We start from the raw sequence: 11,849 nt of genomic DNA, 5'->3' as shown, positions 1-11,849 counted from the left end.
CGGGGGCGGACGGGAGACGTCGCGTGCGCAAATCCGTCCGGGGACGGATTTGCTGTCGCCGAACCGGCCGCCGAAGCGTCCGGTTCGCGGTGCGCTGAATTGGCGGCTGACGCCCCCAATTCAGCTGGCATAGAACGCCTTCACCTCGGACCAGAGGCTGGCGAAAGCCTCGCGCCGCTCGTCCGGGATCGGCGCCATGAAGCTCATCGACGTCAGATATTCCGGCTGGTGGACGAGGCGGCTGACGTCGTCGGCCGGCAGCTTCTCCATCGCCGCGGCGCTCGCCGAGGCGGGCGCGCCGATCTTCGTCGCCCATTCTGTGTAGAAGTCCGGGCTAATCATGTAGTCGATGAATTTTGCCGCGCTCTCCTTCTTCTCGGACGTCGCGGGAATGGCGAGGCTGTCGAACCAGCCGATGGCGCCTTCCTTCGGCACCACGAACTCGACCGGCAGCTTGAAATTGCGCTGCGAGCGCACCGAGGCGCCGGACCAGTAGACCGAGAGGTCGAACTCGCCGGCCGAGAAGGCCTTGTTCCACTGGTCCTCGCTCGACCAGATGGTGCGCACGTTCGGCTTCAGGTCCTTCAGCGTCTTCATCACCGCCGGCAGATCCTTCGGATCGTTCATGTCCTGCCCGGTCAGGAAGGCGCCGACCGCAACCGCCGTGACCGCATCGTCGTAGAGCCCGACCTTCCTGGCGTAAGCGGGATCGGCGAGCGCGGCGTAGCTGTCCGGCTTCGGCGTCCCGGTCCGGAAGGCCAGCGCGTTCATGCCCCAGACCCAGGCGACGCCATAGGTCTTGCCGTCGGCGATGAGGTCGGGGTTGTCGCGCAGTTGCGGCGACAGGCCGGAGGCGTTGGCAAACTGGGCGAAGTCGATCGGCTCGAGCAGGCCGTCGGCGACCGCCTGCTGCGTGCGCGCGCAGTTGACGAGGACGACATCGTAGACGCCGGGATTGGTCCGCAGCTTGGTCAGCATTTCCGGCTCGGAATTGAAGTAGTCGCTGACCACCTCGATGCCGGTCTGCTCCTGAAAGATCTTCAGCGCCCAGGCCTCGTCGGTGCCATAGCCTTGCCAGTTGAGAACGGTGATGGTGTCGGCCGCCCGCGCCGGGCGCGGCAGGCCGAAAGCACCGGCGGCGACGGCCGCGGTGCCGAGCGACAGGATGGTGCGCCGTGTGAGTGTCATGTCGATCCTCCCCTGCCGGCGTGCCGGTCGACCGGCCGCACGGATGTCCGCCCGCTTCGTCCGCTTGGCCATCGACGGGCCAGGGCCGGTCGGCGGGACGGATTGGCTGCCACATAAACGGGCGCGGCACGGGCGCGTCAAGCGCTGCCGTCAGGGGAAGGCGCACAACGCCCGAGCGTAGCGCGGCGCGGACGCCGGCCCGCCGGTCTCCCCGTCGGCGGGCTTGTCCGGCCGGGCCATCTGTCGCAGGCTGGAGGCGGCCCGACCATGCCGCGACCCGGACACCGCGCCGGAGACCGCAGCGCCGCCCACACCATCGTCGCGACCGGCCGCAGCACCGCGTTCGCCCTCCCGGAGATCGCCCTTGCCCGCTCCCGTCGATGCCCCCGACAGGTCCCGCGCCTCCGCCCTCGACTGGTACGAGACGCGCCGCCTCAGCGACGGCGTCACCTGGATCTTCGAGCCCTTCATCGAGCCGTTCTACCGCTGCAACATCTGGCATGTCCGCGGCCGCGACGGCGACATGCTGGTCGACAGCGGCATGGGCGTCGTCAGCCTGCGGGAGCAGATCCCGCTGGTCAGCGAAAGGCCGCTGCAGGCGGTCGCCAGCCACACGCATTTCGACCATGTCGGGTGTCACCATGAGTTCGAATGCCGCTGCGTGCACGCGGCGGAAACCGATCTCCTCGCCGCACCGACACGGGCGAACACGCTCGCCGATCCCTACGTCACCGACGCCATCTTCACCCGCCTGCCGCCTTTGCCCTATGCCTCCGCGACCTATGCGGTGAAGGCGGCGCCCGCGACGCGGCTGCTGGCCGACGGCGACGTGATCGATCTCGGCGACCGCCACTTCGAGGTGATCCACACGCCCGGCCACTCGCCCGGCGGCATTGCGCTGTGGGAGGCGGCGAGCGGCCTGCTGTTTTCCGGCGACATCGTCTACGACGGACCGCTGATCGAGGACACCTACCATTCCAACGCCGCCGATTATGTGAAAAGCATGGAGCGGCTGCTGGCGCTGCCGGTGCGGCTCGTGCATGCCGGACACTTCGCCAGCTACGACGCAGACCGGCACCGGGCGATCATCCGGGCCTTTCTGGACGGCAAGGACAGAGCATGACCAATCCCTTTCTCGCACGCGTCGCCGCCCCGCCGATCGGCCAGGCAGCCCTCTGGGCGGCGGGCTATGACGGCAGTCACGGCCCGCTGATCAACCTCAGCCAGGCGGTGCCGGGCGAGGCGCCGCCCGCGGCGATGCTGGCAAAGCTTGCCGAGGCCGCCGGCAGCGACGATGCCGCCCGCTACGGGCCGATCCTCGGCGACACCGCGCTGCGCAACGCCTATGCCGCACATGTCTCGGCGCTCTACGGCACGACGATCGCCCCGGCGGAAACCGGCATCTCGGCTGGCTGCAACCAGGCCTTCTTCGTCGCGATGATGACGGTGGCAAAGACCGGCGACGCGGTGATCCTGCCGGCGCCCTCCTACTTCAACCACACCATGACGCTCGACATGCTGGGCATCGAGACGCGCACCCTGACGACCCATGCCGAGGATGGGTTCCTGCCAGACCCCGCCCGCATCGAGAGCCTGATCGACGGCAAGGTCAGGGCGGTCGCCCTCGTCTCGCCGAACAACCCGACCGGAGCGATCTATCCGCCGGCGCTGATCGCGGAAATCTTCGCGATCTGCCAGAAACACGGCATCTTCCTGATCCTCGACGAGACCTATCGCGACTTCATGCCGGAATCGCAGGCCCCGGCGCACGATCTCTTCCAGCGGAACGGTTGGCGCGAAACGCTGGTCTGCCTCTATTCCTTCTCCAAATCCTACGCCATTCCCGGCCACCGCATGGGCGCGATCACCGCCTCGGCGGGCTTCCTCGACCAGGCCGAGAAGGTACTCGACTGCCTGCAGATCTGCGCCCCGCGCCCGCCGCAGCCGGCCCTCGTCTGGGCGATCACCGCGCTCGCCGACTGGCGGCAGGAGAAGCGGGCGGAGATTTTGACGCGCGCGGACGTCTTCCGCAAAACCATGGCGGATCACCCGGACTGGCGGATCGAGCAGGTCGGCGCCTATTTCGCCTATGTCCGGCATCCCTTCCATGGCATGCCCTCCGCCGTCGTCGCCGAAAGGCTGGCGCGCGAGCTCGGCGTCGTGACCCTTCCCGGCAGCTTCTTCGGCGCCGGCCAGGACGCGCACCTGCGCATCGCCTTCGCCAACGTCTCGGCGGAACGGATCGCCAGCCTCGGCGAGCGGCTGGTCACGGCGCGGCAGATGTTCGGCGCCCCCGCCCGGACCCCGGAGAGCGTCCATGGATAAGTCCCGTCTCGACCGCTTGCGCGAACGCTACTCCGGCGCGAACGAGTCCGCGCTCTACGATCCGCATTTCGCCGCGGTCGCCGCCCACCAGATCAACCCGAGCGGCACCCGCATCGCGCCCTATGCCGGCCTGCCGACACTGCTCGACGCGCCCTACCGGGCCGTCACATGGCCGGCGCCGGACCTCTCAGGCCTCGACGTCGCGCTGATCGGCGCGCCGATGGATCTCGGCGTCACCAACCGCAACGGCTCCCGCTTCGGCCCACGGGCGCTGCGCACGATCGAGCGCGTCGGGCCCTACAACCACGTCCTGCGCACCATGCCCTCTGCGGAACTGAAGATCGCAGACATCGGCGACGTGCCCTTCCGCAGCCGTTTCGACCTCTACAAGTCGCACGAGGACATCGCCGCGGCGATCGCGACAATTCAGGCGGCCGGCGTCATCCCGCTCACCGTTGGCGGCGACCACTCGATCTCGCTGCCGATCCTGCGCGCGCTCGGCCGCGACCGTCCGGTCGGCATGATCCACATCGACGCGCACTGCGACACCAGCGGCATGTTCGACGGCTGCAAGTTCCACCACGGCGGGCCGTTCCGCCAAGCGGTGCTCGAGGGCGTGCTCGACCCCGAGCGGACGATCCAGATCGGCATGCGCGGCACGGCGGAATATCTCTACGAGTTCTCGGTGGAATCCGGCATGACGGTGATCCATGCCGAGGAGATCGCCGCCATCGGCCTTGCCGCTCTCTCCGAGCAAGCCAAGCGCGTTGTCGGGGACGGCCCGGTCTATCTCTCCTTCGACATCGACAGCCTCGACCCCGCCTTCGCGCCGGGCACCGGCACGCCGGAAATCGGCGGCCTGTCGACGCGCGAGGCGCAGGCCCTCATCCGGGGCCTCGCCGGCATCGACATCATCGGCGGCGACGTCGTCGAGGTCGCCCCGCAATACGACGCGACGACCAACACAGCGCATGCCGGCGCGCAGATGCTGTTCGAGATCCTGAGCTTGATCCCGTTCAAGCCGGGGATGGCGGATCTGGCGAACACGGTGACGGCGACCCGTTGACGACCGCGCCGACGCTGAAGCGTCAGCGCAACAACCCTTCGTCGGCAAAGCCTTCCCAGCCCTTCAGATCCGACGCCATCGGCTCCTGAGGGTTGGGCTTGCGACGGGCCGGCGTCTTGGGGGCGCCCTTTCCGGCGCGCGTCAGGGCGGCCTTACCGGCACCCCGACGGCGGGCCTCCGCGCTGGCCTGTTTGTCCTCATCGCGCCAGAGGGCCGGCCGGTCGCGGTCGAGAACGTCCTCGATGTGCCGGGGATCGAAGACGTGGAAGGTGACTGCCTTGGCGCGGCCGCGCAGCTTGACCGTGCGGGTTCCCGCGCTTTCGAGGCGGCCGTCCTTGGTCCATCGCAGTCGCTCGCGCGGCGCGATCGTCAGGATGTCATCGACTTCGCGCGGCAGCAGCGGCAGGTCCGCTATGCCCGCCAGCGTCGCGGCGACGATGGCCGACGCCTGCTCGAACCGGCCCGTCTCCTCCGCCGGGATGCTGAGGCGAAAGACGTCGTCCGCCCGCTTCAGACGCTTCCGGTCGGGGAACGGCAACTTGGCGAGAATTTCCCGCTCGATGCCCTTGGCACGCACGGCCGATCCGAAAGCCGCGGCGGTCGGAAACGGCCATTCGGCGACGAGCAAGGCGGCAGCGGGGGTGGAGGGCTCGGCGTTCATCAGACGTGAACGACGGTCCCTACCGTTTCTTTCCATGCCGCGACGCGGCGATCGGCGGTGCTCACCGGGTGATGCGAAATGCGCGAGCCCGCCGCCTACCGCTTCTGCCCGACCGACCGCCCCGCCGCCTCGGGACGCGCAAGACCAGCATGGGCCTCCGCCAACCGCGCGAGCGTCGATGCCATGTCGCCCTCCGCCGGGATGACCTTGCCGGTCTTCGTGTCGACGTGCAGCAGCAGATGTTCCCCGGTCGCCACCGCCTCGCCGGCGGCGTTGGTGATGGTGTGGAAGACGTGCAGGCGCTTCGGGTCCGTTGAGAGGACCTGCGTTGCGACGCTCAGCACCGCGCCGACCTTGCACTCCTTGAGATGCCGGAGGTGCGACTCGGCGGTGTAGAAGCTGTGCCCGCCGGCAAGGTAGGCCTTGTCGAGGCCGATGTGGGCGAGCAGCGCGTCGGTGGCGTCGCCGAGCACCTGAAGGTAGCGATATTCGGTCATGTGGCCGTTGTAGTCCGCCCAGCCCGGCAAAACTGTCGCGTAGTGCAGACAAAACGGCTGCGACGGATCAGGAGCAGCAGGGCGCGCAAACGCTCCCACTGCCTTGGGATCAACGGGCTCGGCGAGCGCGGTCTCGGCGAGGTGCGCCTCGTAGGTGTTCAGCAGCTCGCCCGCGCCCCAGCCGGCGCCGCCGTTCTGCCGGGCGAGCGCGTGCATGATGGCGACCAAGTTGTCGTCGCGGATGCGCTCGAGTTCGCGGATGGAGAGGCCCGCTGCCTGCGCGTCGGACTGGTCGGAGATCTTGTCGACCAGCGCGTCGGTGAGGTCCGGCACGTCCATCAATTTCGTCCACGGCCATTTCAAGCAAGGACCGAACTGCGCCATGAAGTGGCGCATGCCGGCCTCGCCGCCGGCGATGCGGTAGACCTGGAAGATGCCCATCTGCGCCCAGCGCAAGCCGAAGGAATAGCGGATGACGTCGTCGATCTCCTCGGCGGTCGCGACATCGTCGTTGACCAGCCACAGCGCCTCGCGCCAAAGCGCCTCGAGCAGCCGGTCGCCGATGAAGGCGTCGATCTCCTTGCGCACCACCAGCGGCTTCATGCCGAGTCCGGCATAGAAGCCGCGCGCCGTCTCGATAACGGCGGCATCGGTCGCCTTGCCGGCGACGAGCTCCACCAGCGGCACGAGATACACGGGGTTGAACGGGTGGGCGACGAAGAGGCGGCCGGGATGTTTCAGGCCCGCCTGCAGGTCCGACGGCAGGAGGCCCGAGGTCGACGAGCCGATCAGCGCGTCCGGCCTGGCATGCGCGTCGATCTCGCCGAGGATCCTCTGCTTGAGGTCGAGCCGCTCCGGCGCACTTTCCTGGATCAGGTCGGCGTCGCGAACGGCCTCGGCGAGCGTCGCGACGAAACGGACCGCTCCGAAGCGCGGCTTGGCGCCCGGGACAAGTTGGGCGAAGGCCCGCGCGGCGTTCTCCATCAGCCCGGCGAGCTTGCGCTCGGCCTCAGGATCGGGGTCGTAGACCGCGACATCGAGTCCGTTCTGGGCGAAGCGGGCGACCCAGCCGCCGCCGATGACGCCGCCGCCGATAACGGCGGCTTTCGTGAATCCCGCCATGGTCTTACGCCCGCTTCCTGAGTTTCAGCTTTTCGCGCGTCTCGGCCGGGCCGATGACCCGGGCGCCCATCGAGGTCAGCGTGGTCTTCGCGGCGGCGACGAGGTCGCCGTTGGAGGCCAGCACGCCCTTGCCGAGCCAGAGATTGTCCTCGAGGCCGACGCGGACATTGCCGCCGGCGAGCGCGGCGAGCGCAGCATAGGGCAGCTGGTTGCGGCCGATGGAGAAGGCCGAGAAGATCCAGTCCTTCGGCAGGTTGTTCACGATCGACATGAAGGTGCCGATGTCGTCCGGCGCGCCCCAGGGGATACCCATGCAGAGCTGGACGAGGATGGGATCGTCAAGCAGCCCTTGCCCGGCCAGCCACTTCGCCAGCACGAGATGGCCGGTGTCGAAGATCTCGATCTCGGGCCGCACGCCCAGCGCCTGGATCTGCCGCGCCATCTCGCGCAGCATGGCCGGCGTGTTGGTCATGACGTAGTCGCCCTCGCCGAAATTCATCGTGCCGCAGTCGAGCGTGCAGATCTCGGGCAGGAGATCGGCGACATGGGCGAGCCGCTCGGTGGCGCCGGCCATGTCGGTGCCGACGGTCGCCGGCGGCAGCGGGTTCTCGACCGAGCCGAAGGTGATGTCGCCGCCCATGCCGGCGGTAAGGTTGATGATCACGTCGACGCCGGAGCCGCGGATGATCTCCACCGTCTCGCGGTAAAGCGCGAGATCGCGCGAGCCTTGCCCCGTCGCGGGATCGCGGACGTGGATATGGGCGATGGCAGCGCCCGCCTCGGCGGCCTCGATGGAGGCGGCGGCGATCTCGGCGGGCGTCACCGGCACCTTGGCCGACCGTCCGGTGGTGTCGCCCGCGCCCGTGACCGCCGCGGTGATGAAGACGTCGCGGTTCATCGCCAATGCCATGTGTGCTGATCCCTCTCGGCCATGCCGCTTCCTGACAGAGGGATCGTGCCGAAAATCCGAGGTAACCGCGATACCAAACCCGCCGGGTTTGATACGCTATGCGCATGGCCTCGATCTTTTCGCCGAGCGATGAGACCCTTTCGCTCGACCTGCTCGTCCTTCCCGACGTCTCGCTGCTGTCGCTGGCTGCGACGCTCGAACCGCTGCGGGCCGCCAACCGCGTGGCGGGCCGCGAACTCTACCGCTGGCGGCTGGTCTCGCCCGATGGGCGCGCCATCACGACGTCGAGCGGCCTGCGGATCGACGTCGACGCGGCTTTCCAGTCAGACTCGGACGCCGGAGCGCTGATTGTCATCGCCGCCTTCAACGTCCTGCGGCACGCGACGCCGGCCCTGCTGCGCGGCCTGCGGGCCGCAGGGCGGCGACGGACGGCGCTTGGCGGCGTAGAGGCCGGCGCCTGGGTGCTGGCGCTGGCGGGCCTTCTCGAGGGACACCGGGCGACGACGCACTGGGAGGACCTCGAGGATTTTTCCGCGCGCTTCCCCGGGATAGACGTTCAGCCGAGCCGTTTCGTCGTCGACGGCGACCGCTTCACCACCGGCGGCGCCTCTCCAGCTCTCGACATGATGCTGGATCTCATCCGGATCCGGCAGGGCTATGCGCTGGCGCTCAGCGTCGCCAGCGTCTTCATCTACGACCGCGCGCACACCGGCGAAGACCCGCAGCCGAGCGTCTCGCTCGGCAGCCTCGGCTGGTACGAGCCGCGGGTCGCCGCAGCGATCCGGGCGATGGAGGAGCGGATCGACATGCCGCTACCGATCCACGAGATTGCAGCCCGCCTTGGCATCGGCGTTCGTACGCTGGAGGCGCGGTTCCACCAGCATGTCGGGCTGTCGCCGCGGGCCTTCTACGGCCGGATGCGGCTCGAGGCCGGACGACGAATGGTGCTTGAAACTTGTGACGATATGTCGTCTGTTGCAGCACGCTGCGGATTTCATTCCGCTTCCGCCTTCGCCCGCGCTTTTCGTGAACGCTATGGCAGCAGCCCTTCCGCCGCCCGGACTGCAAGAAGAAACCAGTAGACATCGTCTAATGGAGCGCCTTTGCCCTGACCTTGACGTCTAACGTCACCGCGTTGCAACATAAAGCGGCATCGACCGCCTGATTTTGCCGCATCCACCGGCTTCGATACTGAATTTATTCGCTGTCAATATTTGATTGTTAAACACGACACTTGATGTCGCATGTGGACTGCTTGGGAATTCGCGGGATGGATAGCGTCCCTTTCGAGCCAGTGAACATCTTTGAACCCCTGAAACAGACCCTCCATGGCGGCTCGCCAGGGGTCTCGCAGAGCCCTTCCAGGAGACGAGTATGAGCGATTACCTGAAGTTTCTCGCCGCCGAGGTGACCCGCAGCGGCATGAGCCGTCGCGAGTTCATGGGGCGGGCTCTGGCGGCTGGCGTCAGCCTGACCGCGGCGGGATCGCTCTATTCGACCAGCGCCTCCGCGCAGACACCGGTCAAGGGTGGCGCACTGAAGCTCGGGCTCGAGGGCGGCGCCGCCACCGACGTGCTGGACCCCGCCAAATACCTGTCGCAGGTTCTTTTCGTCATCGGCCGCACCTGGGGCGACATGCTGGTCGAGAGCGACCCGCTGACCGGCCAGCCGGTCGCAGCGCTCGCTGAATCCTGGGAGTCCTCGGCGGACGCCAAGACCTGGACGTTCAAGATCCGCAAGGGCGTGCAATTCCATGACGGCAGCGAGATGACGCTCGACGACGTCGTCGCGACCCTCAAGCGCCACACCGACGAGAAGTCAGAGTCCGGCGCGCTCGGCGTGATGAAGTCGATCGGCGAGATCAAGGCGGAGGGCGGCAACCTCGTCGTCACCTTGCCGGAAGGCAATGCCGACCTGCCGCTGCTCCTGTCCGACTATCACCTCATCATCCAGCCGAAGGGCGGCGTCGACAAGCCGAACGCCGCCATCGGCACCGGCCCCTACAAGCTCGAGAGCTTCGAGCCGGGCGTGCGCGCGACGTTCTCGAAGAACCCGAACGACTGGCGCCAGGACCGCGGCTATGTCGACTCGGTCGAGATCATCGTCATCAACGACGCGACGGCGCGTGTCGCGGCGCTCTCGTCGGGACAGGTGCACTACATCAACCGCGTCGATCCGAAGACCGTGAGCCTCCTCAAACGTTCGCCGAAGATCGACATCCTGAACACGTCGGGCCGTGGCCACTACGTCTTCATCATGCACTGCAACACCGCGCCGTTCGACAACAACGACCTGCGCATGTCGCTGAAATACGCGATGGACCGCGAGGCGATGGTGAAGACCATCCTCGGCGGCTACGGCAAGGTCGGCAACGACTTCCCGATCAACGAGACCTATGCACTCTTCCCGGAAGGCATCGAGCAGCGGGCCTACGATCCCGATAAGGCGGCCTTCCATTACAAGAAGTCCGGCCATTCGGGCCCGGTCCTCTTGCGCACCTCGGATGTCGCCTTCCCCGGCGCCGTCGACGCCGCCGTGCTCTACCAGGAGTCCGCCAAGAAGGCCGGCATCGAGATCGAGGTCAAGCGCGAGCCGGGCGACGGCTACTGGACCAATGTCTGGAACGTCCAGCCCTTCTCCACTTCCTACTGGGGCGGCCGCCCGACGCAGGACCAGATGTATTCGACCGCCTACACCTCGAAGGCCGACTGGAACGACACGCGCTTCCTGCGCGAGGATTTCGACAAGCTGCTGATCGAAGCCCGCGCCGAGCTCGACGAGCCCAAGCGCAAGGACATGTACCGGACCATGGCGATGATGGTCCGCGACGAGGGCGGCGTGATCCTGCCGATGTTCAACGACTTCGTGAACGCCGCCCAGAAGAGCGTGAAGGGCTATGTCCACGACATCGGTAACGACATGTCGAACGGCTTCGTCGCCACGCGCGTCTGGCTCGAAGCCTGATGGCGCTCGGGCCTTCCGATGCCAGTGGCGTCACCGGCCGACTGCCGGCGGGTGACCCGCTGGCGGTGGCCGGCAAAGCCGGGGGCGTCCTCGCCGCCCCGGCGCCGCCGCCGGCCGCAGAAAGGCCCGGCGCCTCTGCCTTCCAACGCCTGCGCGGCGAGTACCCGCTGGCCTGGATGATCCTGCAGCGGCTGGTGCTCAGCCTCGTCCTGCTCTGGGCCGTCTCCCTGGTGCTGTTCCTCGGCATTCAGGCATTGCCCGGCGACTTCGCGCAGACCTATCTCGGCCAGTCCGCAACGCCGCAGGCGGTCGAGAACATCCGCCGCGAGCTCGGCCTCGACCAGCCGGCGGTGACCCGCTACCTCTCCTGGCTCGGCGGCGCCGTCCAGGGCGATTTCGGCACCTCCTGGGCGTCGAAGAACTCGATCTCGGACCAGTTGTCGAACCGGCTCGGCAACACGCTGTTCCTCGCCGCCTTTGCCGCCCTCGTCTCGGTGCCCCTGGCAATCGGCCTCGGCATGCTGTCGGTGCTGTACCGCGACCGCATTCCGGACCGGATCATCAACATCTTCTCGCTGGCGGCGATCTCGCTCCCAGAGTTTTTCGTCGGCTACCTCTTCATCTTCCTCTTCGCGATCACGCTCGGCTGGGTGTCCTTCCCGTCGACGGTCTATGCCGGCATGCCCTTCCTGGAGCGGGTCGAGGCGATCATCCTGCCTTGCGCGACGCTGGTGCTGGTGGTGCTCGCGCACATGATGCGGATGACCCGCGCGGCGATCCTCAACGTCATGGCCAGCCCTTATGTCGAGACCGCCGAGCTGAAGGGCCTCAGCCGGATGCGGATCATCGCGCGTCATGCCGGTCCCAACGCTATCGCGCCGATCATCAACGTCGTCGCGCTCAACCTTGCCTATCTCGTCGTCGGCGTGGTCGTGGTCGAAGTGGTGTTTGTCTATCCCGGCATCGGCCAGTACATGGTGGACGCGGTGACCGTCCGCGACATGCCGGTGGTGCAGGCCTGCGGCCTCCTCTTCGCCGCCGTCTACATCGTCCTCAACATGATCGCCGATATCCTCGCGATCGTGTTCAATCCTCGCCTCCGGCACCCGAAGTGAG

Annotated in this window: 10 protein-coding genes; 6 read left to right on the top strand and 4 right to left on the bottom strand. The window is 67.6% G+C overall.

Going from position 1 to position 11,849, the window contains the following annotated elements:
* Window positions 1-120: 120 nt before the first annotated feature.
* Window positions 121-1,188, bottom strand: coding sequence for an ABC transporter substrate-binding protein (locus tag ACZLZQ_RS09470; RefSeq protein ID WP_472949124.1), 1,068 nt, complete (start codon window positions 1,186-1,188; stop codon window positions 121-123).
* A 364-nt stretch (window positions 1,189-1,552) separates the two neighbouring features.
* On the opposite strand from ACZLZQ_RS09470, the gene ACZLZQ_RS09465 reads away from it, so the two are divergent.
* Genes ACZLZQ_RS09465 through speB form a run of 3 tightly spaced genes read left to right on the top strand, consistent with a single transcriptional unit; the run spans window position 1,553 to window position 4,579 of the window.
* Entirely contained in the window at window positions 1,553-2,311 is a 759-nt protein-coding gene (locus ACZLZQ_RS09465; protein ID WP_472949123.1) for an MBL fold metallo-hydrolase, read from the top strand.
* Window positions 2,308-3,513, top strand: a complete 1,206-nt coding sequence (locus ACZLZQ_RS09460) for an aminotransferase (RefSeq protein WP_472949122.1) — start codon at window positions 2,308-2,310, stop codon at window positions 3,511-3,513. The genes ACZLZQ_RS09465 and ACZLZQ_RS09460 overlap by 4 nt, the downstream gene beginning before the upstream one ends.
* The gene (speB, locus tag ACZLZQ_RS09455) at window positions 3,506-4,579 is read left to right on the top strand and encodes an agmatinase (RefSeq protein WP_472949121.1); all 1,074 of its coding nucleotides are present in this window, start codon (window positions 3,506-3,508) and stop codon (window positions 4,577-4,579) included. Before ACZLZQ_RS09460 ends, speB begins: the two co-directional genes overlap by 8 nt.
* A 22-nt stretch (window positions 4,580-4,601) precedes the next feature.
* Here speB and ACZLZQ_RS09450 read toward each other — a convergent pair whose 3' ends face one another.
* The 3 genes from ACZLZQ_RS09450 to ACZLZQ_RS09440 form a co-directional block, all read right to left on the bottom strand.
* Window positions 4,602-5,240, bottom strand: coding sequence for a hypothetical protein (locus ACZLZQ_RS09450; protein ID WP_472949120.1), 639 nt, complete (start codon window positions 5,238-5,240; stop codon window positions 4,602-4,604).
* 95 nt (window positions 5,241-5,335) lie between these two features.
* A complete protein-coding gene (locus ACZLZQ_RS09445) occupies window positions 5,336-6,859 on the bottom strand; it encodes a carnitine 3-dehydrogenase (RefSeq protein WP_472949119.1) in 1,524 nt (507 codons plus the stop codon).
* A gap of 4 nt (window positions 6,860-6,863) precedes the next feature.
* Complete coding sequence (locus ACZLZQ_RS09440) at window positions 6,864-7,769, bottom strand: beta-keto acid cleavage family enzyme (RefSeq protein ID WP_472949118.1); 906 nt, start codon at window positions 7,767-7,769, stop codon at window positions 6,864-6,866.
* Between the two features lie 104 nt (window positions 7,770-7,873).
* Here ACZLZQ_RS09440 and ACZLZQ_RS09435 point away from each other — a divergent pair, with 104 nt between their 5' ends.
* From ACZLZQ_RS09435 to ACZLZQ_RS09425, 3 genes are all read left to right on the top strand, one after another.
* Window positions 7,874-8,851: a GlxA family transcriptional regulator gene (locus ACZLZQ_RS09435; protein WP_472949117.1), complete on the top strand. Its 978-nt coding sequence runs from the start codon at window positions 7,874-7,876 to the stop codon at window positions 8,849-8,851.
* A gap of 292 nt (window positions 8,852-9,143) precedes the next feature.
* Window positions 9,144-10,733 carry an ABC transporter substrate-binding protein gene (locus tag ACZLZQ_RS09430; protein WP_472949116.1) on the top strand — a complete coding sequence of 530 codons (1,590 nt, stop codon included), beginning with the start codon at window positions 9,144-9,146 and terminating at the stop codon, window positions 10,731-10,733.
* Window positions 10,733-11,848 (top strand): ABC transporter permease, encoded by a 1,116-nt coding sequence (locus tag ACZLZQ_RS09425; protein WP_472949115.1) that lies wholly within the window; start codon window positions 10,733-10,735, stop codon window positions 11,846-11,848. The genes ACZLZQ_RS09430 and ACZLZQ_RS09425 overlap by 1 nt, the downstream gene beginning before the upstream one ends.
* The last annotated feature ends 1 nt before the right edge of the window (window position 11,849 follow it).

The sequence above is a fragment of the Mesocryomonas lacus genome, assembly GCF_055730105.2.
Note: the sequence above shows the minus strand (reverse complement) of the source record. Positions and strands in the feature narration are given on the sequence as shown.

Bases quoted from the DNA above. Each gene is read 5' to 3' on its own strand.
- speB (WP_472949121.1), top strand. From the start codon at position 3,506: ATGGATAAGTCCCGTCTCGACCGCTTGCGCGAACGCTACTCCGGCGCG.
- ACZLZQ_RS09425 (WP_472949115.1), top strand. From the start codon at position 10,733: ATGGCGCTCGGGCCTTCCGATGCCAGTGGCGTCACCGGCCGACTGCCG.
- ACZLZQ_RS09430 (WP_472949116.1), top strand. From the start codon at position 9,144: ATGAGCGATTACCTGAAGTTTCTCGCCGCCGAGGTGACCCGCAGCGGC.
- ACZLZQ_RS09440 (WP_472949118.1), bottom strand. From the start codon at position 7,769: ATGGCATTGGCGATGAACCGCGACGTCTTCATCACCGCGGCGGTCACG.
- ACZLZQ_RS09435 (WP_472949117.1), top strand. From the start codon at position 7,874: ATGGCCTCGATCTTTTCGCCGAGCGATGAGACCCTTTCGCTCGACCTG.
- ACZLZQ_RS09460 (WP_472949122.1), top strand. From the start codon at position 2,308: ATGACCAATCCCTTTCTCGCACGCGTCGCCGCCCCGCCGATCGGCCAG.
- ACZLZQ_RS09450 (WP_472949120.1), bottom strand. From the start codon at position 5,240: ATGAACGCCGAGCCCTCCACCCCCGCTGCCGCCTTGCTCGTCGCCGAA.
- ACZLZQ_RS09470 (WP_472949124.1), bottom strand. From the start codon at position 1,188: ATGACACTCACACGGCGCACCATCCTGTCGCTCGGCACCGCGGCCGTC.
- ACZLZQ_RS09445 (WP_472949119.1), bottom strand. From the start codon at position 6,859: ATGGCGGGATTCACGAAAGCCGCCGTTATCGGCGGCGGCGTCATCGGC.